The sequence below is a fragment of the uncultured Paraglaciecola sp. genome (assembly GCF_913058035.1).
Taxonomy (GTDB): Bacteria; Pseudomonadota; Gammaproteobacteria; order Enterobacterales; family Alteromonadaceae; genus Paraglaciecola.
In genome coordinates this window covers 1-25,245 of the sequence record NZ_CAJXPA010000010.1, presented here as the reverse complement: position 1 = coordinate 25,245, position 25,245 = coordinate 1, and the positions used below count along the sequence as shown (strand labels likewise).

The following is a 25,245-nucleotide window of genomic DNA, read 5'->3' as shown; positions in this document are numbered from 1 at the left end:
CGAACCTGATCACAACATAACCAGCTCTGACACAAATAAGACCTCAGAAGGTGCACCAGTTGGTGATCCACCCAATGGTTCGATGCTGACTGCCAACGCAGCAATATCTAAAGAATCAAATTGGCTAACCTTAGCCAATGATGCATGTCCTGTTTGTGGTAATAACCCTAAAGAGATAGGGGCATTTCCATTACTCGGAACCATCCATAATTGATAGTCGTTTAAGGTTTTAGCCTCAACGAGTTCAGTCGCCTTGATATCGATAGTTTGGGTAAACACCTCGATTAACCATAAGGGCTTATTCTCAGCATTTTGCACAACAGTGAGACGATCAGGCGAAAACACGATTGGAGCTTGTGGGTTTAACATTAATACAGCCAACAAAATCGAGGCAGCAGCAGCAAATAGAGTTGTCGAACGCCACCAATTAGCTTTTTTTTGTAACTTAACAACATTGGAAGCCGCAGTTTTTGGAGATACTCCATCCAATCTTGCAACCACTTTTTCCCAGACAATAGGATCTGGTGATACTGGCTTTAACTGCTCGCCTAAACTATTGATGTGATTTTCCCATTGATGGGTAACCTGCTTTATTTCAGGGTAGCGCAGCTGTAATTTTTGAAAACGTATCCTTGCCTGTCCTCTTAATGTGCCGAGCACATATTCAGCAGCTAACGCATGTTGCAGTTCTTGATTAAGATAATTCATAATCCTAGACACCTTTTAAGTGATTGCATACCTCGTCTAATTAGGCTTTTAGTGGTGCCTAATGGAGTTTCAGTATGGTGTGTGACTTCTTGATGAGTTAAGCCACGAAAAAATGCTAAATGAATGGCTTGCTGTTGGTGTGTTTCAAGCTCTTTAAGACAAAAATCTAATTCTTTTTTTTGTTCAGGTGATAAATCCTGTAACTCATCTGCAGCAGAAAACTCTTCACCTTCTAACTCTTCTTCACCACGTACTTTGTGATAACGAATAAGATCAAAGGCACGATAGCGAACAATACTGATCATCCAGGTCAACACAGTTCCCCGGCCCGGGGTATACTCACCCGCATTATGCCAAATTCGGATGAATGCCTCTTGCAAAGTATCTTCAGCGCGATCTTTTCTACCTAATATCTTTAGGCTTACGGCATAGAGCTGTGAACTGGTAGCAGTATAAAGTTGCTCAAATGCTTGCCGATCACCCGTTGCGATTTTACCAAGTAAGTGTAAGTTTTCACTGTTATCCATCATATTACCTAAAACTTATATTATTACGAACAATCCTAACAGTTAAACGGCTTACTTTAGAAGTTGGATGCAAGTTAAGGCAACACCATAGATAGATACTCATTCAAATATTGAATTTCTCTGTGGACTCGTTATTATTTGCTTACATTGTTTTAAATATAATAATAATAACGAGGTCAATAATATGACAATTGAAAATTTTGATGTAGAACCTTTGTTTGCAACGCCTTACTTTCGAGCTAATTTGGGTGATGCAATTTCTAAAGGGCAGATTGATTTAATTAAAAATTTTAAGATGATCCCCAATCAGCAAAACCTTATTTCAGAAAACCTCTCCATTTTTGAGCACCCCCAACTTACAAGTATTAAAAAAGCAGTACAAGAGGCACTTGATTTGTACGCTAAAAAAGTAATGGGGATCGCACAAAAACTGTATGTCACTCAATCATGGTCGCTGATAAATCAACCGAATATTGGTATGCACAATCACTCGCATTCCAACTCAATCGTTTCAGGTTCACTATATTATGCGGAATTACCTTCGCCAGTTTCTAGAATGGTGTTTGATAAATTCACAACATATCGCCAACTAGTGATTAATCCGTCTAGAGAAAACCAGAATATTTATAATACTCCGATTAATACAGTGACTCCAAAAACTCATGATATTCTGTTATTTCCCTCAGACTTAACTCATCAAGTCGAACCTAATTTATCAGACAAACCTCGATACTCAATTGCATTTAACTGTTTTGTCAAAGGTAAGTTAGGTGATTTAAGGGACGTATCTCAGCTTACTTTATAATATTTTTAGTTAATAAAAAAAGGCGCTTATCTCACGATAAGCGCCTTTTCAATTTTGTTTACTAAAACTATTAAGCTTTAGTAACAACGTCTACTAACATCCAGTTTTTGGATTTAGACAAAGGACGACATTCGCGAATTATCACTACGTCTCCTTCGTTACATTGGTTAGTTTCGTCATGTGCGTGTAGCTTAGTAGTACGTTTGATGAATTTCCCATAGATTGGGTGCTTCACTTTACGTTCTACTACAACAGTGATGGATTTCTCCATTTTGTTGCTGACCACACGACCTTGTACTGTACGACTAGTTTGTTCAGTCATCTTACGCTCCTACTGGGGCTGCAGACTTTTCAGTCAGAATGGTCTTAACACGCGCGATAGTGCGACGCACTTTACGAAGACCGTCAGTTTTTTCAAGCTGACCTGTGCTCGCTTGCATACGCAAGTTAAACTGCTCACGAAGCAAACTAAGTAGCTCTGCGTTCAATTCTTCTACGCTTTTTTCTTTCAGTTCTGTGGCTTTCATTACATCACCGTCCGAGTTACGAAAGTTGTTTTAAATGGCAACTTAGATGCGGCCAATGCAAACGCTTCACGTGCTACTGATTCTGGAACACCTTCCATTTCGTAGAGCACGCGACCCGGTTGAATTTGGCATACCCAGTATTCAACGTTACCTTTACCTTTACCTTGACGCACTTCTAAAGGCTTCTCAGTAATTGGCTTGTCAGGGAAAACTCGTATCCAAATTTTACCTTGACGTTTAACGGCACGTGTCATAGCACGACGAGCTGCTTCGATTTGGCGCGCAGTCATTCGACCACGACCTACGGATTTGAGTCCGTAAGTTCCGAAACTTACACTGTCACCCGTAGCATAACCACGGTTGCGACCTTTATGCATTTTACGAAACTTCATACGTTTAGGTTGTAACATAATTAGCCCTCACGCTTAGGAGCACGGCCTTTCTTCTTAGGTGCGGCAGCTGGCTGCTCGTGAGTAAGTGGCATGCCACCTAATACTTCACCCTTGAAGATCCATACTTTTACGCCAATGATACCGTAAGTTGTAGCAGCTTCTGACGTTGCATAGTCAATGTCAGCACGGAAAGTGTGTAATGGAACACGACCTTCACGATACCACTCAGCACGTGCAATTTCAGCACCGCCTAAACGGCCGCTTACTTGAACTTTGATACCTTTAGCACCAATTCGCATTGCATTTTGCACTGCACGTTTCATAGCACGACGAAACATAACCCGACGTTCTAATTGACTAGCAATACTATCCGCAACAAGTTGTCCGTCTAATTCTGGCTTGCGTACTTCAGCAATGTTTATCTGAGCTGGCACACCGGCTAGCTTAGATACATGCTTACGTAGCTTCTCAACGTCTTCGCCTTTCTTACCGATAACAACGCCAGGTCGAGCAGTGTGAATAGTCACACGAATACTTTTCGCTGGACGTTCAATAACGATTTTTGAAAGTGAAGCAGTTTTAAGTGCCTTAGTCAGATACTGACGTACCTGATGATCATTAAACAGGTTATCTGCATAATCTGCAGTATTAGCGTACCAGGTAGATGTCCATGGTTTGCTGATACCCAGGCGTATACCTGTAGGATGTACCTTCTGTCCCATTACTTTCTCCTAGTTATCAGACACAACAACAGTGATGTGACTGCTACGCTTTAATATACGATCAGCACGGCCTTTGGCTCTTGGCTTAATACGCTTCATAGTTGGACCTTCGTCAACAAAGATTTGAGATACTAATAGTTCATCAATATCTGCACCTTCGTTATGTTCGGCGTTCGCAATCGCTGACTCTAGTACTTTCTTGACTAGACCGGCACCTTTTTTAGGGCTGTAAGACAGCACCTCAAGAGCCTTTTCAACGTGTAAACCACGAATCTGATCTGCTACCAAGCGAGCCTTCTGAGCAGAGGTACGAGCATGACGATGTTTAGCAAAAGCTTCCATAATCTAATTCCTATCTCTTGGCTTTCTTATCCGCGACATGGCCACGGTAAGTACGCGTTGGCGCAAATTCGCCCAATTTATGGCCGACCATTTCGTCACTGACAAATACAGGGACGTGTTGACGACCGTTATGGACCGCAATGGTCAACCCAATCATATCTGGGATGATCATAGAGCGGCGAGACCAAGTCTTTATTGGTTTTTTCTCGCCTTTCTCCACTGCAGCCTCGACCTTCTTCAGCAAGTGTAGGTCAATGAATGGACCCTTCTTGAGAGAACGTGGCATGGTGAATCCTCGCTGTTATTTATTACGACGACGTACGATTAACTTATCAGTACGCTTGTTACTACGTGTTTTCTTACCCTTAGTTGGAACACCCCAAGGTGAAACAGGGTGACGGCCACCAGAGGTACGACCTTCACCACCACCGTGTGGGTGATCAACAGGGTTCATGGCTACACCACGCACAGTTGGGCGGATACCGCGCCATCTGTTCGCACCGGCTTTACCAAGTGAACGTAGCATGTGTTCTGCATTGCCGATTTCGCCAATAGTGGCACGACAATCAGCTAGTACTCTGCGAACTTCACCAGAACGTAGACGAAGAGTTACATAACCCTCAGCACGCGCTAGTATCTGTGCGTAGGTACCTGCGGAACGAGCAATTTGAGCACCTTTACCAGGCTTCATTTCAATAGCGTGTACCGTAGTACCTACTGGAATGTTTCGCATTGGCAAAGTATTACCTGCTTTAATCGACGCATCAGAACCTGACTGGATTGCATCGCCTGCTTTAGCGCCTTTAGGAGCTAAAATATAACGACGCTCACCATCCGCATACAACACTAAACAGATGTTAGCAGAACGGTTCGGATCATATTCTAAACGCTCAATTTTGGCTGGTATGCCATCTTTGTTACGTTTAAAATCGATAACACGGTAATGATGCTTGTGACCGCCACCAATATGACGCACAGTAATGCGTCCATTGTTGTTACGACCACCAGATTTGCTGTTCTTTTCAAGCAAAGGTGCATAAGGTGCGCCTTTGTGTAAGTCAGGGTTAATGACCTGAACTACGTGACGACGACCAGCTGAAGTCGGCTTAGCTTTCAATAATGGCATATCTAATCCTCTTCTTAGCCTTCGCTGCCAGCAAAGTCGATGTTTTGACCTTCTTTAAGCACAACGTAGGCTTTTTTCCAGTCTTTACGCTTACCAAAAGATGAACCGCTACGTTTGGTTTTACCCTTAACGTTTAGGGTACGAACAGAATCAACTTCAACTTCAAACAATTTTTCAACTGCAGCTTTGATTTCTTCTTTGTTCGCATCTTTGACTACTTTCAAAACAACAGTGTTGTTTGTCTCAGCAGCTAGCGTTGCTTTTTCAGAAACATGTGGTGCCAAAAGCACCTTAAGTAGACGCTCTTCACTTATCATGCTAGCGACTCCTCTAATTGTTTAACTGCATCTACAGTCATCAATACTTTTTCGAATGCAATAAGACTTACCGGGTCAATACCCTGAACATCACGCACATCAACTTTATATAAGTTACGTGCAGACAAAAACAAGTTCTCATCAACTTCAGATGTCACAATGAGTACATCTTTCAATTCAAACTCTTTCAACTTAGAAATTAATTCTTTAGTTTTAGGTGTTTCAACTGTAAATTTTTCAACCACGATTAGACGGTCTTGACGTACCAACTCAGAAAGGATGCTTTGAATAGCACCGCGGTACATCTTCTTGTTAACCTTTTGGCTGTGATCCTGTGGCTTAGCTGCAAAAGTTACACCACCAGAACGCCATATAGGACTACGGATTGTACCGGCACGGGCACGACCTGTTCCTTTTTGACGCCAAGGCTTGGCACCACCACCGCGAACTTCAGAGCGTGTTTTTTGTGCCTTGGAACCCTGACGAGCTCCTGCACCGAATGCAACTACTACTTGATGTACTAGTGCTTCGTTAAAATCACGTCCAAAGGTTGCTTCGGATACTTCAAGAGCGCTATTCGCGTCTTTCAATACTAATTCCATCACTTAACTCCCCAGACGTTACGCTTTGACAGCAACTTTGATAATGACATCGCCACCAGGTGCACCAGGAACAGTACCTTTCACTAATAAAAGGTTATTCTCAGTATCAACTCGGACTACATCCAAAGATTGCATAGTTACACGCTTGTTACCCATCTGACCGGCCATTTTCTTACCTTTGAAAACTTTACCAGGTGATTGGTTTTGACCAATCGAACCGGGTGCACGATGCGACAATGAGTTACCATGTGTGTTACGTTGGTGGCTAAAGTTCCAGCGCTTGATAGCACCTTGGAAACCTTTACCTTTAGAAGTACCGACAACATCAACCATTTTAGTATCAGCAAAAATCTCAACAGTAATTTCACTGCCAACTTCAATGCCTTCACCTTCATTGTTGTCTAAACGGAACTCCCATAAACCGCGGCCTGCTTCCACGCCAGCTTTAGCAAAATGTCCTGCTGCAGCTTTATTAACGCGGCTAGCTTTTTTCTCGCCAGCGGTGACTTGAAGCGCTTTATACCCGTCCGTTTCATCAGTACGTAACTGAGTCACACGATTCGGGGTGGCTTCTATAACAGTCACAGGTATTGAAACACCATCTTCAGTGAAGATGCGAGTCATACCTACTTTACGACCGATAAGACCAATCGCCATGTTAAAACCCTCTCTTGTTAGCCCAGGCTGATTTGAACATCAACACCGGCAGCCAAGTCTAATCTCATCAACGCATCTACTGTTTTATCAGTAGGTTCAATGATATCCACTAAACGTTTGTGTGTACGAATTTCATACTGATCACGCGCATCTTTATTTACGTGAGGTGAAGTAAGTACTGTGTAACGCTCTTTACGAGTAGGTAGAGGAATAGGACCGCTAACCTGTGCGCCTGTGCGCTTCGCTGTTTCAACGATTTCAGCCGTAGACTGATCGATCAACTTGTGATCAAACGCTTTCAAACGAATACGAATTCTTTGATTTGGCATCGATTAAGCTCCAACCGAAAGAACAAAAAAAATCATCCACACCATCAATAATATTGATAGGAGGATGCATGTAAACTGCTGACCCAAAATTAGGGTCTTGTTTTATTTGGTTGCATATTGAATATCAGTAAAAGCACCTCAATTCTAACCAAAAGCACATGTTCCTAGGAACTAGTGGGCGCGAAGTATACTGGAAAATGAAATGAGTGCAACCCGTTATCCTTTATCCAGTGATAAAAAGTAAAGTGATAAGGATTTATCTGTGTATGTATTCAGAACAAGTATTTATAACTGAGACAAAGTGCTGGTGTCGCTAATCATCAATTAATACAAAGAGCTAATTGATGGCGCTGATGGACAAATTTTGTTTTAACCTCAAACCTGTCTTGTCACTACTAGACTTCCTGTCCAAAACAAACTCATATCTGCCATGGTTCGCCAATAACATCGATGGAGAATCCCCATAACCACTATGAAAATTCACGTTTTCCCCCAACCCAAGAAGCATATTGAAATCTGTTGCGTTATCGAAGTTAATTGATTTAAATATCGCCATATCTTCTTCGTGTAGATTAACACCGTTCGAATTTTCACCGTATCTATAGCCATATTTAGGTATTCTTCGGTTTCTACAGATGCAGTCAAATTCGTTGATGAATAACCTTCTATGTATACGTCGTCAGAAACTGCACCTAGCAACAAAATATCTCAAAACTTTTCAAAAAATCAGCTGGAGTCAATTTACTTTGAGTCACATTATCCAAGTGTGAATTTTTAAAATCAAAGTCATATTTCCCCGATGCATGTGAGTCTTTTCCAACCGTCTTCAAATCCGTCTCACTATTACCCGACTTATTCGACGCAGAAACGGCCATACTTACCCTCCTGAGTAATCGCTCCCTCCAACATCCCACGCACAGAAGTTTTAGCAAACTACCCGCAATGTTCGCCATCGTCCTCCTTTCCGCCTTCTATGGCTTTCAGCACGCCCTCTATTAACTGAAAGGTCGTATATCCTACAGCCAATATTTATCAAACTCATCTCATCGAGTTGCTAATGGTCAGTGTAACCAGATAAAGTGATACTAATGATATAGCTGTTCGATTCTTTATAATCTCTGGCTCAGTTATCAGCATTACGCCTTGCACCAAACACATCGAAGCTCGTTTCTTGCTCATTAATGCCATTAGATTTGGTAATCACATAGTCAAATTAACTTGAGTGTCCTTTCAAATAACTCTTTTAATAACTCTTTGTAATAACTCTTTGTAATAACTAAAATATTTACCATTTTTTATTGGTTTAACGATAAGCCGACATCGCCTAACTAAGCTTCAAGACGCCTAAATTAATAAACGGATCTATCATCAGTTGGTAAGCTCTTTATTAAGAAGTGCCACTTCCAACTAAACTAAACTTACCTTACTAAAAGCTATTTGCTGTCCGAAGCCCGTCAGTTATAGTAGGGTCTACCATTAGAAAAAATAGCCTAGAAGTAAATTAAGCAACTATATGAATTCTAAACTTAATCAAAACCACCTTGACCGCATTAACCAGTTGCTTAAAACGTACCCTTCTCTTATGGATGCGTATCACAAGTTAGAACCGTTCGTATTAGGCTTATTTAACTCAGAACGGATGAGTATTTTTCAGCGCCGCAGACAACATCAGGATTTGGTGGCCCGTTTTAAAACAGGTAAAGAAACCCGTGAAATCAAAGTCCCCATTAGCCCTATGTCGATTGCTGGTTATGTAGCACTTAGCCAATTACCGCTCATCATCGATGACCCTTACAATAAAGAAGAACTTGCGAGCATCCATAAACGCTTAAACTTCGCAGATAGGTTCGACAAAGACTCAACTTTTATAACGCGTAATATCATTTGCATCCCAATACTTGACTCAGATGTGTTGATGGGTGTGATGCAAATCATTAATAAGAAAGATGCGGTTTTTAGCGATGACGATCTTGCTCTTGCCAATGCTATCGCAGAAATTATAGGTAAAAAGTTTCGGTATGAGTTAGGCGGTACTAGTCAACCTTTTGATTATCTAGTGCACCGCAACTTAATTACCGAGAAAGAATTAAAGAAACTTCAAGAAACCAGCCATGACAATAGGCAGTTAGTGCAACGTTTAACATCTGAGCACAGAATACCAGAGAATGATTTAGGTAATGCGTTATCTGTTCATTTTCAAGTGCCGTATATTGACTATTTACCGGATAAATATCATCTTTTTCAAAGCGATAGCAAACTCAATCTGTCCTATCTCAAACGCAACTTTGTAGCCGTACTGGCAGATGTGAAAGATAACCCTATTGTGCTGATGGCAGAGCCCAATAATGCCACTTTATTAATGGAAATCGAAAGAGCCTTAGGCATAGACAGCTACGAGATTTCAGTTAGTTTACCTAATACTATCCTACAGTATCTGGGTGAAGCGGCAGGCGGTGGGTCTGGACCAGGTGCAATGGATGAAATCCTTGATGAGATTGGTACCAACTCAGATGAGATTGACATTCAATCAGATGAGATGTCTGACGATGCGCCTGCAGTAGTTAGACTAGTCAGTAGGGTATTACATGATGCAAAACGTTTAAATGCCTCGGATATCCATATCGATCCTGAAAAAAATGCACCCACTCGAGTGCGTATGCGAATAGACGGAGTCTGTAGGGATGTCACCCAAGTGCCTGCATCACACCACAGTGCAGTGATTGCCAGGATCAAAATCATGTCAAATCTAAATATTGCCGAGAAACGAGTTCCTCAAGATGGCAAACTGTCCTTTAGAATGTCAGGCCAATTGATTGAAGTGCGAGTAGCAACTATTCCAACTATTGCCGGCGAAGGCGTAGTCATGAGGATATTGGCTGCAGGTGGTGCAATGCCCATGAGTAAGCTAAATTTATCCCCACGCAACTACGAAAAAATTATTGAACTGGTGCAAAAACCACACGGCATAATATTGGTAGTGGGACCGACGGGTTCTGGTAAAACCACAACATTACATGCTGTATTAGGACACATCAATACACCAGAAAAGAAAATTTGGACAGCGGAAGACCCAGTAGAAATAACACAGCCTGGCTTACAACAAGTGCAAGTGAGCCCTAAGATTGGCTTTACATTTGCCAATGCGTTAAGAGCATTTTTACGTGCAGACCCTGATATAATACTGATTGGTGAAATGCGTGATAAGGAAACTGCGCATGCTGGTATTGAAGCGTCCCTGACTGGACACTTAGTTTTTTCTACATTACACACCAACTCTGCTCCAGAAACCATTTCTCGTTTGTTGGACTTAGGACTGGATCCTGTCAACTTTTCTGATGCCTGTGTTGGTATCTTAGCGCAACGTTTGATCAGAACTATCTGTACAAATTGTAAGGAAAAGTACCCTGCAAGTGAAAGTGACATAGCGTTCATTAAACGCCAATATGGTCAAGAATATATCGAAGAGCTTAAATTGCCTGAAACACCCATGTTATTCAAAGGCAAAGGTTGTGATGAATGTGGCGATACCGGTTATAAAGGCAGAACCGGTGTTCATGAATTGTTAGCCATGACTGGAGAATTACGCTCTCTGGTATACAAGGAGGCCTCTGTACACGATATGAAAGCCCAAGCGATGAATGATGGTATGCGAACACTGACTCAAGATGGCATATTAAAAGTATTAAAAGGTGATACTGATATCCCGCAAATACAAATTATTAGTGGGACTGGGTAAACTGATATATTTAGAGCAGCATAACTTTATATAAAGAATAAAAGTCTGCTTAAAATTGAGGTTGAAGCTATTACTGTGTTGTTTGATATACACCGTAATTCTAATGATTTGACGCGTTATCGGTACCTCTATCTTGCAGATATTAACCACAATGCTAATGTATTTAATTAAAACTAATTAGTCTAAATATAAATCTAAAAAGTAAATAAAATTCAAGGGAACCAATATGATAGACATAAAAAAAACCTTGCTACGCGCAGCGGGTTTAGCCGCACTGCTTAGTTTTTCCTGTGCTACATTTAGTCAAACCAATCAAGGTTTAGAGCAAACACCATCTGATGGATCACAGGATAAAAAAGACTGGGATGTGCTTAATCCATCTTTTGAATTAGCGACTGTATCCATCGATACAGACCAAACAACTTGGTCAAGTTTAGATGTCACCCCTGATGGCAAACACTTTGTCTTTGATATGCTTGGGGATATATACATCACCAGTATCAAAGGTGGTGAAGCCATAGCTCTGACCCAAGATTTTGCATGGAACATTCACCCTACAGTCAGTCCAGACGGAGAAAAGATAGCGTTTATTTCTGATAGAGGCGGCTTATCTAATCTTTGGGTGATGGACAAAGACGGTACCCATTTAAAACAGCTCAGCACAGAAAAAAACAACTTAATCCATTCGCCTAAATGGAGTCCTGATGGACAATACATAGCCGTAAGCAAAGGCATTATGTCGAGTCGCAGTATACCAGCAGGTGAAATTTGGCTTTATCATCACTCTGGCGGTGACGGACTTGCGATTAAAGAGCGAGTGAACGGTAAAATAGACCAAAAGAATATTGCTGATCCTGCTTTCTCACCCGATGGTGAATACCTGTACTTCACTCAGGACATAACAGGTGGTACCACATTTAGCTATAATCGTGATCCTCTAAAAGGTATTTTTGCTATTACTCGATACAAATTAGCCAATGGTGAAGAAGAACGTTTTGTCAGTGGCACAGGCGGCGCAGTGGTTCCAACCCCTTCTCCAGACGGTAAACATCTTGCTTTTATTCGCCGAGTAAAAGAAAAAACAGTACTTTTTGTTAAGGACTTGACGACAGGTATGGAAAAGCCACTCTACATGGATCTTGAACGAGACATGCAGGAAGGCTTTGGTTCAGAAGGGTATTTTGCTTACTTTGACTGGACACCTGACTCTAATCATATCGTTTTTTGGACAGATGGTAATTTCCATAGGTTGACTGTCAAAGACCAAACCGTTGTTACTATCCCCGTGAATGTCAAAGCTGAACTTAAATATGCTGACGCAGTACGTTTTGACGTAGATGTAGCGCCTGATGATTTTACTATCAAAATGACACGCTGGGCTCAGAAAGCTCCTGATGGAAAGTCAGTACTGTTTCAAGCATTAGGTAAGCTGTATGTAAAAAATATTAAAACAGGAAAGACGTCTCGTCTAACCAAACAAAATAATCACGATGAACTTTATCCACGTTACTCAAATGACGGAAAAAGTATTGTCTACACAACATGGAACGATCAAGATTTAGGAACCGTCAGAATAATCAAATCACAAGGTGGTAAAGGTAAAAAACTAACAAAATTACCTGGTCACTATATCGAACCTAGTTTCTCAACTGATGGAAGGTTAGTGGTCTATGACAAAGTCACAGGTGGTTATTTGCTTAGCCCTGAGTTCTCGGTTGAACCAGGAATATACATTGCAGATGTCAAAAGGGGCGAAACAAAACGTATTGCTAAATCAGGTTCAGCACCACACTTTGCTGGTGACAATTCGCGTATTTATCTAACCACATCAGTTTCAGGTAGTGATTATTCTGAAACACAGTTAATCAGTGTGGATTTAAATGGTGAAGATAAGCGTGAGCATCTATACGGCGCCGATAAAGTGACTGAATATCGTTTGTCTCATGACAAAAAATGGGTAGCTTTCGTACATCAATACAATGCCTATGTAGCCCCTTTTGTAGATACAGGTAAGCGCGTTAATGTGGGTCCTAAAATGTCTTCTTTACCTGCTAAACAAATATCAAGCCGCGCCGGTGAATACCTAACATGGAGCGCTGATAGCCAGTCCGTTAGTTGGTACCACGGAGCAACTTTTTATGAGAGAAAATTAAAAGATGCCTTTGCATTTTTTATAGATGCGCCAGAGGAGTTACCAGAACCAGTAAGCGAGGGTATTGACTTATCTTTCGAGCAAAAATCAGATAAACCCTCAGGTTATAAAGCCTTAGTAGGTGGTAAAGTGGTTACCATGCGCGATGCTAATAGGCAGCGAGAAGTAATTGAAAACGGTGTGGTATTAATCAAAGACAATAAAATTGTAGAAGTAGGTAAGTATGGGGATGTCACTATTCCTGATGAAGCACTACTTATCAACACTAGAGGTAAAACTATATTGCCAGGTCTCATCGACACTCATGCACACGGTTCACAAGGCAATAATGAAATCATTCCACAACAAAACTGGAGCATGTTTTCTAACCTAGCATTCGGTGTGACAACTATTCATGACCCATCAAACGATACTACTGAGATATTCTCAGCTTCAGAGTTACAGCAAGCAGGAAAAATAATCGCACCAAGAATTTTTTCTACAGGAACAATATTATATGGTGCTGAAGGACTAGGCTACAAAGCTGTCATAAATAATTATGATGATGCTCTTTTCCATATACAAAGATTAAAAGATACTGGAGCAATTTCAGTTAAAAGTTACAATCAACCTAGACGTGACACACGCCAACAAGTGTTAGCTGCAGCTAAAGAGCTTGGCATGATGGTAGTGCCTGAAGGCGGCGGTAAATTTCAGCAAAATATATCGATGTTGGTTGATGGACATACAGGTCTTGAACATTCATTACCAATTGCCAAAGGTTATGATGATTTAACGGCTTTGTGGGCAGCAACAAAATTTGGCTACACCCCAACATTTGTTGTGTCGTATGGTGGCATGATGGGCGAAGAATACTTTTACGATAGAACTGAAGTATGGAAAAATCCTCGTTTAATGCGTTATACCCCAAGCTTTCTAGTAGATAAGCGTTCAATAAGACGCCCTACTGCACCAGATAATCAATACAACCATGTTGCTGTCGCTGAGTATGCCAAAACACTGCGAGACAAAGGTGTAAGTGTAAATATTGGTGCTCATGGTCAAAGAGAGGGGTTAGCCTCTCACTGGGAATTATGGATAATGAATCAGGGTGGATTTACTCCCTGGGAAGCACTTCGAGGGGGTACCATAGACGGCGCAACTCACTTAGGTATGGACAAACAAATAGGTAGTATTGAAGTAGGTAAAGTAGCCGATTTAATGATCATAGATGGTGACGTACTAAGCGATATACGCCGCAGTGAATATGTTGAATACACTGTATTAAATGGCCGTGTGTATGAAGCAGCAACTATGAATGAAGTGGGTAGCAAAGAACAACGTAAACCGTTTTTCTTCGAACAAAACAATCAATTGTTTATGCCTGAAGCGACACAACAAGCCATCGATGCAAAAGCTAAAAAGCATCATTGGGTTCATTAATCTTTTAAGTCTGCCCTAACAAAAATTGTTAAGGCAGACTTAAAAAGGACACATTAAAATAGTCATCTATTAAAAAAAACATATGAAAAATAAACATACCCTTTACATGAATATATGAACAAAAAATTAGTTTGGGATATCCCAGTAAGGTTGTTTCACTGGTTATTAGTACTCTGTTTGTTTGGGCAATGGTTAACTTCTGAGGTATTGGAAGACGCCATGGATATCCATTTCACTATTGGATATTGCACCTTAGGATTGATAATTTTTCGTTTAATATGGGGGTTTGTTGGCACCAAGTACGCCAGATTTAATAGTTTTATTTCAGGTCCTAAGACAATGATGGTCTATTTGAAAACGATTATATCTAAGCAACATACCTTGAGTATTGGTCACAATTCCGTAGGTGGGATGATATTACCAGCTGTCATAATTTTAGTCGGTTTGCAGGCAATCAGTGGCTTGTTTACTTCAGACGACGTAATCTACTCAGGTCCATATTACGATAGCGCTAACGCTGAGTTCCAAGAGTGGATGCAGTGGTTACATCATAATATTTTCGACGTACTACTAGCCATTATTGGTCTACATCTGGTAGCTATTGGATGGTATTTAGTATTTCTCAAGCACGACCTCACAGGGCCAATGTTCGATGGTAAAAAAGCAATAGCACAAAAAGAGGCTATTGAGGATTCGCAGCTCTTTAAAGCAATACTATTAATGTGTCTAGTAGCAATATTTGTTTATTGGCTGGTGGAGATAAATCCGCCTCCGATAGAAGACGGTTACTATTATTAAATGCAAGTTGGTCATTCAGCATCTGTTAAAACACTTTTAAATATTAGTCTTTTTTGTAATCGTCGTGACAACCTTTACAGCTTCTAAATACCTTCCCAATAGCTGGCTTAAACTGACTTGTATCTCCCTCTGTAGCAACCTTATTCAGATTACTTGCAGCAACAGTCAGAGCACTGATCTTGTCATGAAAGTCTGCTTGATTTTCCCAAATTTTATCTAGAGCTTCTGTCTCGATATCAAAACTACTGGTGTCAGTTTTAAAGTAGTCTTCCAACATTAAAGATAATTGCCCAAGGCGCAGCGAATTGGTTTGCATTGTTTTTATGTCAAATGGGATAGAACCTTTTGTCATGGCTCCTAACGCGCCCACGTTGCTCTTCACCAGTTTTAAAATAGCTTGTCTAAATTGTGTTACGTCTTTAGCTTGTTTTGCTGATTTAGCAGGCTCTGCAAACACAGAAATTGTGCTTAACATTGTGCAACCCATTAATATTGCTATTACCTTATTTTTCATATTGTCCTCTCTGACGGTCAAAATTAATTAAATGTAGGACGATAATACTGCCACTGCGTTGATTATGTGTAAACTGAATACATAAGCTAAAAAGGATAAATCAAAGTGGTAGATAATAGTTACGAAAAATCTTTTGTGACGTTGAAACAAACGATCCCGTTATTGCTGAAGCACAATATTTCTGCAACACCTACCAATTACGCGATTTGGTATACTTATGTGTCCAACGAATCGCCTGAATTAAAAAGTTCAATTGAACATATTTTAGATAACAAAATGGAATTCTCCGAAGTAAAGACTAAGGAACTTTATCGTGATTATCTAGCTACAAACAAGGACATATCTGGATGGGAGTTGCGACGGTCTCTTGAAGCCATGTTGCTTGAACTATCTCAATCACTTAAGGATACACGTTTAGAGACCACTAATTTTAAAGAAACCATGGACAATTGTGTTGATGACCTAGCAAAAGTAGAAAAAGAAGGGTTGTCAGTAAAGGAGGTCATGAATTTAGTACGTGAATTAGTAAAAGATACTCAAAACATCAGGCTAAGTACCATCAGCTTTAATGCTTCCTTAGCTGAAGCACAAAACGAAATAGAAGCGCTTAGGGAAAAACTTGAACAAAGCCAACAAGATGCTCTTTATGATGCATTAACAGGTTTATATAACAGGCGTTACTTCGATGAAGAGTTAGCTACTCAGTCTTTAAAAACTAACTTATGTTTATTATTGGTCGATCTTGATCATTTCAAAAGAATTAATGATAACTACGGGCATGTTATGGGCGACGCAGTATTAAAAGCTACGGCTAAAAAGCTTCAAGCCGTTTGTCGTGAAGGTGCACAAGCGTTTCGCTTCGGTGGTGAAGAGTTCGCTATTATTATACCTAACTCTGATTTTTCCAAAGCACGCAGCATGGCTGAATCGATGCGTAAAGCGATTGAAAAAATAGGTGTCAAAGACAAACGTACTGGCAAAGTATTGGGTGACATTGCAGCCTCAATCGGTGTTGCTGAGCTCACAAAAGGCATGAATCCACTGACACTTGTTGAAAAAGCCGATAGTCAACTCTATGAAGCAAAGCGTTTGGGCCGAAACCGTGTCATGCCAATGATGTAATTCTGAGATAGTTTCGGGGATGTGACTCAATTCAGATGGTAACGTTAGCACTACAATCGCCAGTAGTTGGCTAGGTAAATGTTAATATCTGCTACTTTGGTAACAGCACCAGCCTGATGCAAACCAGCCCAAAAGCATTCAACAGTAGTTTTTTAGCTCTTGAAACGGGCTAGTTATTTAGCTTTTAAAAAATTAGTTTTATCTAGTCGACACACCAAAAATCGATGTAGTTTGGAGTTTTGACTTTATATTTTAATGGTTTTTACTAACGGTGGGAGTCGGTTATTAAACACCATTGTTGAATTGGTATGCTGAGCTGCTAAGAATGATGTTTTTTTAGCCAACACAATTATCAATTGATTAACCATTTGAATCCAGTATACCTATCAGATTGCCATGTTCTTCCTCGAAATTGCAGGGGTATTGGCTTCCCGTAGGCAAAATGGCATTAAAAGAGCATAAGTTTAAAAAAACAGAGTGTTCACCTGTGTTTTTTCTTCACCGCTTTAAGATTAAATATAAACAACATGCTAAAATCGTTGAGGTTTTTAATTTATTGATTTACATACAAAAGAAAATCGGCATCATGTCGAAATATCTTGTATAATCTTGCGCAATTTTTACTCATACTGAAGTTGGAATAATGACAGATTTAGCAAAGTACAGAAACATCGGTATTTTTGCCCACGTTGACGCGGGTAAAACAACTACCACAGAACGAATCCTTAAACTTACTGGTCAAATACATAAGACTGGTGAAGTACATGACGGTGAATCAACTACCGATTTCATGGAACAAGAAGCTGAGCGCGGTATTACTATCCAATCTGCAGCAGTAAGCTGTTTCTGGAAAGACCACAGATTCAACGTCATCGATACCCCTGGACACGTCGACTTTACTGTTGAAGTGTACCGTTCACTTAAAGTATTAGACGGCGGTATCGGTGTATTTTGTGGTTCTGGTGGGGTTGAGCCTCAATCAGAAACTAACTGGCGTTATGCGAACGACTCAAAAGTTGCGCGTATCATTTTCGTCAATAAATTAGACCGCATGGGTGCTGATTTTTATCGCGTTGTTGCTCAGACTAAAAAAGTGCTTGGTGCTAACCCACTAATAATGGTTTTACCTATTGGAATCGAAGATGATTTTGTTGGTGTAGTTGACCTACTTACACGTAAAGCATATATCTGGGATGACACTGGTCTTCCGGAAAACTATGAAATTACTGATGTACCTGCAGACATGGTTGATAAAGTAGAAGAATACCGTGAAATGTTGCTTGATACGGCACTTGAGCAAGACGATGACCTGATGGAAAAATATCTAGAAGGCGATGAACCCACTTTAGAAGAAATCAAACGTTGTATCCGTAAAGGTACGCGAACTATGGAATTATTCCCAACTTACTGTGGTTCTGCATTTAAAAACAAAGGTGTTCAAAACATTCTTGATGCCGTTGTTGATTATCTACCTTGTCCAACAGATGTTGATCCGCAGCCTCTTACAGACGAAGAAGGTGAGCCTAACGGTAAGTTTGCAATCGTTTCTGCAGCTGAAAGCTTTAAAGCCCTTGCATTCAAAATTACAGATGACCGTTTTGGGTCACTTACTTTCGTTCGTATCTATTCAGGTACACTCAAAAAGGGTGATACCATCCTTAATGCTGCTACAGGTAAAACTGAGCGTGTGGGCCGTATGTGTGAGATGCAGGCAGAAGACCGTAACGAACTATCATTTGCGCAAGCGGGTGACATCATCGCTATTGTTGGTATGAAAACTAACGTTCAGACTGGTCACACACTGTGTGATCCAAAAGATCCTATCATCTTAGAAGCGATGGTATTTCCTGAGCCAGTTATCTCTATCTCTGTTACACCAAAAGATAAAGGATCAACTGAGAAAATGGGTATTGCTATCGGTAAAATGGTTGCAGAAGATCCAACTTTCCGTGTTGAAACTGACCAAGATTCAGGCGAAACAATTCTTTCTGGTATGGGTGAGCTTCACTTGGATATTAAAGTAGATATTCTTAAACGTACTTACGGTGTTGAATTGTTAGTTGGTGAGCCTCAGGTTGCTTACCGTGAAACAATTACCAAAGAAATCGACGACTCTTACACTCACAAGAAACAGTCTGGTGGTTCTGGTCAATTCGGTAAAATTGATTATCGTATTAAACCTGGCGAAGCAAATACTGGTTTTACTTTTGTTTCTAAAGTTGTTGGTGGTAACGTTCCTAAAGAATTCTTCCCTGCTATTGAAAAAGGTTTCAAGAGCATGATGGGTATGGGTGTTCTAGCTGGATTCCCAGTACTTGATGTTGAAGTTGAATTATACGACGGTGGTTTCCACGCAGTAGATTCATCGGCAGTTGCATTTGAGATTGCTGCGAAAGGCGCGTTCCGTCAGTCAATCCCTAAGGCTGGCCCTCAGTTGATTGAACCGATAATGAAAGTCGACGTGTTTACACCTGACGATCATGTGGGTGATGTTATTGGTGACTTAAACCGTCGTCGTGGCATGATTAAGGATCAAGAAGCTGGCGTAACAGGCGTTCGTGTCAAAGCTGACATTCCCCTTTCTGAAATGTTTGGTTATATCGGGACTCTACGTACCATGACTTCTGGTCGCGGTCAGTTCTCTATGGAATTCTCTCATTACAATCCTTGTCCACAAAATGTGTCAGAGAAGGTAATTGCAGAAACTAAAGAGCGAAATGCTGCTAAGAAGTAAATACTGTTTTTAATTACAAGCCCCGTTAATGAGAATTAAAGGGGCTTTTTTGTCTCAATCTAGTGATTCAAACTTGAATACCGCATCATTCATCCACACTGTATTTGTTAACGCACATATGTTTATATTGATGGTTGGTATTCGACAGGCCAATCTAGATATTAATTACACTCAAAACTTAGGAAAAATCAATGAAATTAAACTCACTTGCCTTATTGACGGCATCTTCACTATTTCTTGCTGCATGTAGCAATGATCAAACAAGTGAAAGTGAAACTGCAACAACTGAGGTTGCTGCACCTACAACATCTGAAGTTGAGGCTACAATAGATCCTGCGCTAGAAAGCATTGATCAAAAGCTCAGCTATATAGTTGGCATTAACCTAGCTGGTCAGTTTAAACGTGACGGCGTAAATTTTGACTTAGCAGCCTTTCAGATGGCAGTTGAAGATATAAAAAGTGAAACGGGTTCACGTTTAAGCCAAGAAGTAGTCCAAGAAACAATTGCGACCATGCAACAACAAACCCAAGAAAAGCAAAAACTTATGCAAAAAGTGCAAAGTGAGCAAAATGTATTGCAAGGACAGGCATACTTAACTGAGAATGCCAAGAAAGATGGAGTTATGGTTACTGAGAGTGGTTTACAGTACAAAGAAGTTACTGCAGGTGAAGGACCGATGCCAACTGCAGAGCAAACTGTTGTAGTGCATTATAAAGGCACACTAACAGACGGCACTGTATTCGATAGTTCTTATGAACGTGGTGAGCCAGCTGAATTTCCAGTGACTGGGGTTATTCAGGGTTGGGTAGAAGCATTACAATTAATGAATGTAGGTGATAAATTTGAGTTAGTTATTCCGTCTGAATTGGCATACGGAACAAGAGGCAGCGGTCAAACTATCGGCCCTGATTCGACATTACTGTTTGATGTTGAACTGATTGAAATAAAGTAATTTATAAATAAATAAAAAGCCTTGTAAGTGCACTTACATGGCTTTTATTTACAATTACTGTAAGCATAATTTCATCTCACTCTAAATTTAACACTTTAGATACGCAAACTATTAAGATCTCCAAAAAACTTCACTGCTTTTATTGTTGTTCACTTATTTGCAAGAGTAACAATAGCCACTCGTTTATTTCAAAGTAATGAGATTCAAAACCCAACATTAACTACTTCAAAATAAAAATTACTCATCTTAGTTTCTAAGGTGCAACTATCGATGGTTTTGACTTTCGCTGACACGTTGTGAGTTAAATTAGAAAATTTATTTGTATCGACTCACTTTGTTAGAGCTAATGCGCGAGTGCTATTCATATCTTAGAGTTAGATTCTAAAATAGAGGTAGATTAAAATATTCAATTTATTTCTATTAACTCATCAAAGATTTTTGGCGCAGCTGTATCAGCCAGCAAACCCCTTATTTATGATCAAAACGTAAGTAACAAGCAAGCCATGTGACTAACGTTTTACTGTCAGCTGTAAAAAAATACATCTAACTACATAATTAACACCTGAGCTTTAACAGCATGAAAATGAACAGGCATCTCAGCCACAGGCAGGTAGAAATATTGGTGAGTATTTTGAACAAGTGAGACGGCAACAAAAATGCCGTCTTGAATCAGACAAACCCGTAATTAAAATAATCATGTGTAATATTGATAATTATTACTCATAACAGGATCACAGTTGTAATTAGTAGCTTTACTCTTAAGTTATCTTAAATGAACGCTTAACATACAATGCTAATAACATAAAAATACCGAACCACGAAAAGGTACCACCACCACTTGAATTTGGCGTTACAGTCGACTTTATCAAAGTATTCCTTGCAGGATTTAGGTCCATATTGGTAGCAACAGCCCTATCAATAACCACAATATCGGATATGAGTACTAGGTTATCTGCCGTAATTGGCTGTCCTGCAACCTCATTTTGAATAGGGAAATTATTTAATCCTTCAAATGTTATGGAACTCAAAGCATTTATTTGGTCTACCACATCCATACCATCACCTAACACTTGTCCAAACACTGTAAACCCGCCTGCATTGTCAGCAACATCTAGGCTATTAGCATTATTTGCTGTATTAAAAAACCATTCAGAAGTGGCACTATTCGGATTGCTACTCTTCGCCATTGCAATTGTGCCACGTACATTTGATAATTTTGGCTCGTTCTCAATTGCCGGGTCGTTTTCCACCCTGACTATTGGAAAACCACCATTAAAACTAAACCCGCCAGCTTGCACAACAAAACCCGGTACTGAACGATGCACTAAATTATTGGCATATTTTCCGCCATCTAAATAATTCAAAAAATTGTTTACAGTTTTAGGGGTTTCATTATCGAATAAATTTACTTCAATAGGACCAAAAGAAGTGCGTATTTCGACCACAGTCGCATTGGCAACAAAAGGTGACAACATGCATAAGGCGACAATTAGTAACTTGTTATTTTTGGATGTAATCGACATAAACTCTTCTTCTATTTAGATTAGGTTGTTAGGGTAAAGTAAGTTTTGTATTAAAAAATAGCTAATCGTAGCATCAAATTCTAATAACACGGGCTCAGCATGATTCAACAGAATAACTTCATTGAGTTAAAACGGGACTGGGTACTCTTTAAAAACTAGACTTATTGCTTGCATAGCTTCAACTGATAATGGTGTTTCAAAGGCTGCTATGTTTTCCTTTAGATGCGCCATGTTAGTTGCACCAATAATAGTCGATGTAACACCATCAACTTGATCACACCATGCCAATGCGAGTTGCGATGGTTTGAGCTTGTATGTATTGGCTACCTCTACATATCGTGCTGTAGCAGCGTGCGTGGTGGGTGTATCACGAAAAATACCGTTTCTTTGCTCAAGTGACCAACGACTACCTTTCGGTAACTTTCCATCCAAATATTTACCACTTAACGCTCCACCGGCCAAAGGTGACCAAGGAAGGTATGCAACATTTTCACGTACACAATTTTCAATTAAATAAGGCCAATCTTTGGCATGTAACAAACTAAATTCATTTTGAATCGATACCATTCTTGGCAAAGCATGTTGCTCGCTCAAATTAAGGTAAGTGTTGATCCCCCAAGGCGTATCATCTGACAACCCACAAAACCGTATCTTCCCTGCCTTAACACAGCTATCTAGTGCTTGCAGAATTTCTAACATCTCATTGGTTTCATGTTGAGTGTCAAAGCTTGAAAACTTTACTTTGCCTGGCCAATGTTTAGAAAAATGGGGGGAGGTGCGATTGGGCCAATGTAATTGAAAAAGGTCGATATAATCGGTTTGTAGACGCTTAAGCGAGGCATCTACTGCTTCAACAACACTCTCTCCACTAATCTTTGCGCCACCACGGATATAAGGCAAACCAGGACCAGCGATTTTACTGGCTAGTATGATGTCTTTTCTGCGAGTGGGGTTGGCAGCTAACCAATTCCCAATAATGAGTTCAGTATCGCCATACTTATCCCCTGAAGGAGGAACGGGGTAAAGCTCAGCAGTATCAATAAAATTGACGCCTTGGCTAAGGGCATACTCAATCTGCTCGTTTGCCTCTTGTTGAGTGTTTTGTATACCCCATGTCATACTGCCCAAACACACTCTAGACACTTCCAAACCGCTACTACCTAGCACACTATATTGCATGTACAACTTCCCCAAATGTATTAGTTAATGTTTGGCCAACTATTTAAAGCGTTTCTTTTCGTCTGGATCTAAGATGTTCATTAGACCTAGATAGTACAAACTTGGTAACTCAGGCCCATCGAACCGCTTAGCTAACTCATCTTTATCAAAGACCATCTTACGCATTACAAAAAGACATTGATATTCCACTTCATCAAGAACGAGTGCAAACTCCTCAATATCCAAACAATCAACTTTTAGCAACTTTTCAGGTAATCTGATGAGCCAAGTATGCTGAGCGTTGTTAAGTACACCGGAATTGATAACCGTGTGTTCTAATTGATGTAACAAAGCCAGTGGTTTAAAACTATCTGAGTCAAGCATTAAGGATTTGTGATCGACGTAGATTCTGGCAAACTCATCAAACCATAAACTCAATCTTTTCCGCTTTTCAATGCATGTTTTCACTAGCTCTTTAAATTGCAGAGCAGAAAATGCAACTTCATATTGTAACGGAAATCCCTTAAGTACGCGCATCATGGCTTTTTGAAGCGGGACAGCATGCGCGGTACTCGGTACTTGTATAACAGCAATCACTGATGTCCACGAATGGGTTCCAGATGTAACAAGCTTTTGATATATGGCACTCACCTTATCAACCATTGCCAACACTTGCCCTTCAATACCAAGCTGCGAAGCATGCTTACCAAATGGATAACCAAACCCATCAGCCCTTTCATGATGCTCTAACACAGCCTTGACCACAACTTTTGGTAAACTAGGTACCATGTCGGCAAAGTGTTTAGCTATCACGACATGCCCCTTCATCATCTTCCATTCATCTTGACTGTAATTTCCCTTTTTACTCACTAAAAGAGGATCGATATGTAACAACCCAACATTTGAAATGACACCAGCAAGAAAAACGTCTTCAGTGGTTTTTTTAGACAGTTTGAGCTCACGACATAAACCGAGTGCAATCACAGATGTCAGCATCGAGCGTCCAAGTACACTAGGTATTCGGTCAGCCAAGACTGTGAGTTTTTGAATTATCAATGGGTATCGAGTCAAAAGATGAAACGCTTCCAATGCACTATTGTACATACCATTATGGCGAACGATGTCTGATAATTGCATATCATCTAAGCTGCGAGTAAAAAATTCAAATGAGGTTCTTTGATTCAAGGTTGATGTCAAAGATATAGAAGTGTCTAAAGGCTTAAACAATTTATGTTTGGCAATTTTCTGTGCAAAAATTTTGTCTACTTCAATCCCTTTTCTGACAACGAGCATGCCACGATGATTAAACACATCCTCCGATAAAATAACTTTATTACTTTTACTGACTTCAGTCAGATGATTCACATAGTGTTGTTGTGACAATTCCATTACATCAGCATACTCTTAAAGAAAACGAATCGGCTATAAATTAAGACGAATAAGGTGGCTTTAAAATCTTCTCCCTTTTGCTGATATCAGCTGTCGTTGAAAAAACTGCTCACTATTTCTAAGATATCAAAACTAGATCTATATTCCAAATTACTTTAAGCATAATTCGCAGGTTTGAGTAATAGATGACAATTAACGAGGCATTCACAATGCTAACCACGTCGCAGAAACATTTTTCAACTAAGTATCCAGCAGCCCTAAAATTCAATCACACTAGGCATTATTATTAGCATGGCAACTTGTGTTTGCAATTTATGTCCCTTGCTTGAAACACATAAGACTCAGTAGAGCCCCTGATTAAAAACACAACGTAAATATTGTTTCACAATAGGCATCAGATCCTACTGATAAATGTATAGATAATTTTTTAAGAATTGTGTTTTCTTTTATCTGAGCGGGCTCCTCCTTTTTTGTGTTTAATCATCCTTTGCCCTTAACTATTTAATATTTATTGATTCCTATCTGCTGCTTTTAATGGCGAAGTGATACTTATTTCTGAGCAAAAAAAAGGCCACCTAAGTGACCTTTTAAATGAATAAGTAACTTACTACTTATAGGATTTTGGCAACTACACCAGCACCTACAGTACGGCCACCTTCACGGATTGCGAAACGTAAACCTTCGTCCATC

At 40.0% G+C, this 25,245-nt stretch carries 26 protein-coding genes; 7 read left to right on the top strand and 19 right to left on the bottom strand.

Going from position 1 to position 25,245, the window contains the following annotated elements; translation table 11 throughout:
- Positions 1 to 9: 9 nt before the first annotated feature.
- Both QZ562_RS02725 and QZ562_RS02720 read right to left on the bottom strand, forming a co-directional pair.
- Entirely contained in the window at positions 10 to 708 is a 699-nt protein-coding gene (locus QZ562_RS02725; RefSeq protein ID WP_293756605.1) for an anti-sigma factor, read from the bottom strand.
- Positions 705 to 1,235, bottom strand: a complete 531-nt coding sequence (locus tag QZ562_RS02720; protein ID WP_293756603.1) for a sigma-70 family RNA polymerase sigma factor — start codon at positions 1,233 to 1,235, stop codon at positions 705 to 707. Before QZ562_RS02720 ends, QZ562_RS02725 begins: the two co-directional genes overlap by 4 nt.
- A gap of 184 nt (positions 1,236 to 1,419) precedes the next feature.
- On the opposite strand from QZ562_RS02720, the gene QZ562_RS02715 reads away from it, so the two are divergent.
- Complete coding sequence (locus QZ562_RS02715) at positions 1,420 to 2,040, top strand: TIGR02466 family protein (protein ID WP_293756600.1); 621 nt, start codon at positions 1,420 to 1,422, stop codon at positions 2,038 to 2,040.
- A 70-nt stretch (positions 2,041 to 2,110) separates the two neighbouring features.
- Here the strand turns inward: QZ562_RS02715 and rpsQ are convergent, their stop codons facing one another.
- The 12 genes from rpsQ to QZ562_RS02655 all read right to left on the bottom strand — a co-directional run bounded on the left by rpsQ (position 2,111) and on the right by QZ562_RS02655 (position 8,007).
- The gene (gene rpsQ / locus QZ562_RS02710) at positions 2,111 to 2,362 is read right to left on the bottom strand and encodes a 30S ribosomal protein S17 (RefSeq protein ID WP_293756598.1); all 252 of its coding nucleotides are present in this window, start codon (positions 2,360 to 2,362) and stop codon (positions 2,111 to 2,113) included.
- A 1-nt stretch (position 2,363) separates the two neighbouring features.
- A complete protein-coding gene (rpmC, locus tag QZ562_RS02705) occupies positions 2,364 to 2,567 on the bottom strand; it encodes a 50S ribosomal protein L29 (RefSeq protein ID WP_007622494.1) in 204 nt (67 codons plus the stop codon).
- Positions 2,567 to 2,977 carry a 50S ribosomal protein L16 gene (rplP, locus tag QZ562_RS02700; protein ID WP_293756595.1) on the bottom strand — a complete coding sequence of 137 codons (411 nt, stop codon included), beginning with the start codon at positions 2,975 to 2,977 and terminating at the stop codon, positions 2,567 to 2,569. Before rplP ends, rpmC begins: the two co-directional genes overlap by 1 nt.
- Before the next feature lie 2 nt (positions 2,978 to 2,979).
- Complete coding sequence (rpsC, locus tag QZ562_RS02695) at positions 2,980 to 3,681, bottom strand: 30S ribosomal protein S3 (protein ID WP_007638049.1); 702 nt, start codon at positions 3,679 to 3,681, stop codon at positions 2,980 to 2,982.
- Between the two features lie 9 nt (positions 3,682 to 3,690).
- On the bottom strand, positions 3,691 to 4,023 hold the full coding sequence (gene rplV / locus QZ562_RS02690) for a 50S ribosomal protein L22 (protein ID WP_293756590.1): 333 nt from the start codon (positions 4,021 to 4,023) through the stop codon (positions 3,691 to 3,693).
- A gap of 10 nt (positions 4,024 to 4,033) precedes the next feature.
- Positions 4,034 to 4,309, bottom strand: a complete 276-nt coding sequence (gene rpsS, locus QZ562_RS02685; protein ID WP_014107406.1) for a 30S ribosomal protein S19 — start codon at positions 4,307 to 4,309, stop codon at positions 4,034 to 4,036.
- A gap of 15 nt (positions 4,310 to 4,324) precedes the next feature.
- Positions 4,325 to 5,149, bottom strand: coding sequence for a 50S ribosomal protein L2 (rplB, locus tag QZ562_RS02680; RefSeq protein ID WP_293756583.1), 825 nt, complete (start codon positions 5,147 to 5,149; stop codon positions 4,325 to 4,327).
- A gap of 14 nt (positions 5,150 to 5,163) precedes the next feature.
- Entirely contained in the window at positions 5,164 to 5,466 is a 303-nt protein-coding gene (rplW, locus tag QZ562_RS02675) for a 50S ribosomal protein L23 (protein ID WP_293756580.1), read from the bottom strand.
- Positions 5,463 to 6,068, bottom strand: a complete 606-nt coding sequence (rplD, locus tag QZ562_RS02670) for a 50S ribosomal protein L4 (protein WP_293756577.1) — start codon at positions 6,066 to 6,068, stop codon at positions 5,463 to 5,465. Before rplD ends, rplW begins: the two co-directional genes overlap by 4 nt.
- 18 nt (positions 6,069 to 6,086) lie before the next feature.
- Positions 6,087 to 6,725: a 50S ribosomal protein L3 gene (gene rplC / locus QZ562_RS02665; protein ID WP_007638043.1), complete on the bottom strand. Its 639-nt coding sequence runs from the start codon at positions 6,723 to 6,725 to the stop codon at positions 6,087 to 6,089.
- Positions 6,726 to 6,742: 17 nt separating this feature from the next.
- Positions 6,743 to 7,054 (bottom strand): 30S ribosomal protein S10, encoded by a 312-nt coding sequence (gene rpsJ, locus QZ562_RS02660; protein WP_006012796.1) that lies wholly within the window; start codon positions 7,052 to 7,054, stop codon positions 6,743 to 6,745.
- A gap of 692 nt (positions 7,055 to 7,746) precedes the next feature.
- Positions 7,747 to 8,007, bottom strand: a complete 261-nt coding sequence (locus QZ562_RS02655; RefSeq protein ID WP_293756545.1) for a hypothetical protein — start codon at positions 8,005 to 8,007, stop codon at positions 7,747 to 7,749.
- Positions 8,008 to 8,567: 560 nt separating this feature from the next.
- Between QZ562_RS02655 and QZ562_RS02650 the strand changes: the two genes are divergently transcribed.
- From QZ562_RS02650 to QZ562_RS02640, 3 genes are all read left to right on the top strand, one after another.
- Complete coding sequence (locus tag QZ562_RS02650; protein ID WP_293756543.1) at positions 8,568 to 10,790, top strand: ATPase, T2SS/T4P/T4SS family; 2,223 nt, start codon at positions 8,568 to 8,570, stop codon at positions 10,788 to 10,790.
- A 226-nt stretch (positions 10,791 to 11,016) separates the two neighbouring features.
- Positions 11,017 to 14,364 (top strand): amidohydrolase family protein, encoded by a 3,348-nt coding sequence (locus QZ562_RS02645; RefSeq protein ID WP_293756541.1) that lies wholly within the window; start codon positions 11,017 to 11,019, stop codon positions 14,362 to 14,364.
- A 114-nt stretch (positions 14,365 to 14,478) separates the two neighbouring features.
- On the top strand, positions 14,479 to 15,162 hold the full coding sequence (locus QZ562_RS02640) for a cytochrome b/b6 domain-containing protein (protein ID WP_293756538.1): 684 nt from the start codon (positions 14,479 to 14,481) through the stop codon (positions 15,160 to 15,162).
- Positions 15,163 to 15,205: 43 nt separating this feature from the next.
- Here the strand turns inward: QZ562_RS02640 and QZ562_RS02635 are convergent, their stop codons facing one another.
- Complete coding sequence (locus QZ562_RS02635) at positions 15,206 to 15,676, bottom strand: cytochrome c (protein WP_293756536.1); 471 nt, start codon at positions 15,674 to 15,676, stop codon at positions 15,206 to 15,208.
- A gap of 105 nt (positions 15,677 to 15,781) precedes the next feature.
- Between QZ562_RS02635 and QZ562_RS02630 the strand changes: the two genes are divergently transcribed.
- From QZ562_RS02630 to QZ562_RS02620, 3 genes are all read left to right on the top strand, one after another.
- Positions 15,782 to 16,798 carry a GGDEF domain-containing protein gene (locus tag QZ562_RS02630; RefSeq protein WP_293756534.1) on the top strand — a complete coding sequence of 339 codons (1,017 nt, stop codon included), beginning with the start codon at positions 15,782 to 15,784 and terminating at the stop codon, positions 16,796 to 16,798.
- Positions 16,799 to 17,441: 643 nt separating this feature from the next.
- Positions 17,442 to 19,532 carry an elongation factor G gene (fusA, locus tag QZ562_RS02625; protein ID WP_293756532.1) on the top strand — a complete coding sequence of 697 codons (2,091 nt, stop codon included), beginning with the start codon at positions 17,442 to 17,444 and terminating at the stop codon, positions 19,530 to 19,532.
- Between the two features lie 191 nt (positions 19,533 to 19,723).
- Positions 19,724 to 20,485, top strand: a complete 762-nt coding sequence (locus QZ562_RS02620; RefSeq protein ID WP_293756529.1) for an FKBP-type peptidyl-prolyl cis-trans isomerase — start codon at positions 19,724 to 19,726, stop codon at positions 20,483 to 20,485.
- Positions 20,486 to 21,243: 758 nt separating this feature from the next.
- Here the strand turns inward: QZ562_RS02620 and QZ562_RS02615 are convergent.
- The 4 genes from QZ562_RS02615 to QZ562_RS02600 form a co-directional block, all read right to left on the bottom strand.
- Positions 21,244 to 22,008: a peptidylprolyl isomerase gene (locus QZ562_RS02615; protein WP_293756527.1), complete on the bottom strand. Its 765-nt coding sequence runs from the start codon at positions 22,006 to 22,008 to the stop codon at positions 21,244 to 21,246.
- A 126-nt stretch (positions 22,009 to 22,134) separates the two neighbouring features.
- The gene (locus QZ562_RS02610) at positions 22,135 to 23,187 is read right to left on the bottom strand and encodes an aldo/keto reductase (protein ID WP_293756524.1); all 1,053 of its coding nucleotides are present in this window, start codon (positions 23,185 to 23,187) and stop codon (positions 22,135 to 22,137) included.
- Positions 23,188 to 23,226: 39 nt separating this feature from the next.
- The gene (locus QZ562_RS02605; RefSeq protein WP_293756522.1) at positions 23,227 to 24,555 is read right to left on the bottom strand and encodes an HD domain-containing phosphohydrolase; all 1,329 of its coding nucleotides are present in this window, start codon (positions 24,553 to 24,555) and stop codon (positions 23,227 to 23,229) included.
- Between the two features lie 611 nt (positions 24,556 to 25,166).
- A partial coding sequence (locus QZ562_RS02600; RefSeq protein WP_081587539.1) for a hypothetical protein occupies positions 25,167 to 25,245 on the bottom strand: 79 nt, incomplete at its 5' end.

Bases quoted from the DNA above. Each gene is read 5' to 3' on its own strand.
- QZ562_RS02605 (WP_293756522.1), bottom strand. From the start codon at position 24,555: ATGGAATTGTCACAACAACACTATGTGAATCATCTGACTGAAGTCAGT.
- QZ562_RS02620 (WP_293756529.1), top strand. From the start codon at position 19,724: ATGAAATTAAACTCACTTGCCTTATTGACGGCATCTTCACTATTTCTT.
- rplV (WP_293756590.1), bottom strand. From the start codon at position 4,023: ATGGAAGCTTTTGCTAAACATCGTCATGCTCGTACCTCTGCTCAGAAG.
- QZ562_RS02720 (WP_293756603.1), bottom strand. From the start codon at position 1,235: ATGGATAACAGTGAAAACTTACACTTACTTGGTAAAATCGCAACGGGT.
- QZ562_RS02615 (WP_293756527.1), bottom strand. From the start codon at position 22,008: ATGTCGATTACATCCAAAAATAACAAGTTACTAATTGTCGCCTTATGC.
- rplC (WP_007638043.1), bottom strand. From the start codon at position 6,725: ATGGCGATTGGTCTTATCGGTCGTAAAGTAGGTATGACTCGCATCTTC.
- rpsC (WP_007638049.1), bottom strand. From the start codon at position 3,681: ATGGGACAGAAGGTACATCCTACAGGTATACGCCTGGGTATCAGCAAA.
- QZ562_RS02650 (WP_293756543.1), top strand. From the start codon at position 8,568: ATGAATTCTAAACTTAATCAAAACCACCTTGACCGCATTAACCAGTTG.
- rplP (WP_293756595.1), bottom strand. From the start codon at position 2,977: ATGTTACAACCTAAACGTATGAAGTTTCGTAAAATGCATAAAGGTCGC.
- rpsS (WP_014107406.1), bottom strand. From the start codon at position 4,309: ATGCCACGTTCTCTCAAGAAGGGTCCATTCATTGACCTACACTTGCTG.
- rplB (WP_293756583.1), bottom strand. From the start codon at position 5,149: ATGCCATTATTGAAAGCTAAGCCGACTTCAGCTGGTCGTCGTCACGTA.
- QZ562_RS02635 (WP_293756536.1), bottom strand. From the start codon at position 15,676: ATGAAAAATAAGGTAATAGCAATATTAATGGGTTGCACAATGTTAAGC.
- QZ562_RS02725 (WP_293756605.1), bottom strand. From the start codon at position 708: ATGAATTATCTTAATCAAGAACTGCAACATGCGTTAGCTGCTGAATAT.
- rplW (WP_293756580.1), bottom strand. From the start codon at position 5,466: ATGATAAGTGAAGAGCGTCTACTTAAGGTGCTTTTGGCACCACATGTT.
- rpsQ (WP_293756598.1), bottom strand. From the start codon at position 2,362: ATGACTGAACAAACTAGTCGTACAGTACAAGGTCGTGTGGTCAGCAAC.
- rpsJ (WP_006012796.1), bottom strand. From the start codon at position 7,054: ATGCCAAATCAAAGAATTCGTATTCGTTTGAAAGCGTTTGATCACAAG.
- QZ562_RS02645 (WP_293756541.1), top strand. From the start codon at position 11,017: ATGATAGACATAAAAAAAACCTTGCTACGCGCAGCGGGTTTAGCCGCA.
- QZ562_RS02655 (WP_293756545.1), bottom strand. From the start codon at position 8,007: ATGGCGAACATTGCGGGTAGTTTGCTAAAACTTCTGTGCGTGGGATGT.
- QZ562_RS02610 (WP_293756524.1), bottom strand. From the start codon at position 23,187: ATGCAATATAGTGTGCTAGGTAGTAGCGGTTTGGAAGTGTCTAGAGTG.
- fusA (WP_293756532.1), top strand. From the start codon at position 17,442: ATGACAGATTTAGCAAAGTACAGAAACATCGGTATTTTTGCCCACGTT.
- rplD (WP_293756577.1), bottom strand. From the start codon at position 6,068: ATGGAATTAGTATTGAAAGACGCGAATAGCGCTCTTGAAGTATCCGAA.
- QZ562_RS02640 (WP_293756538.1), top strand. From the start codon at position 14,479: ATGAACAAAAAATTAGTTTGGGATATCCCAGTAAGGTTGTTTCACTGG.
- QZ562_RS02715 (WP_293756600.1), top strand. From the start codon at position 1,420: ATGACAATTGAAAATTTTGATGTAGAACCTTTGTTTGCAACGCCTTAC.
- rpmC (WP_007622494.1), bottom strand. From the start codon at position 2,567: ATGAAAGCCACAGAACTGAAAGAAAAAAGCGTAGAAGAATTGAACGCA.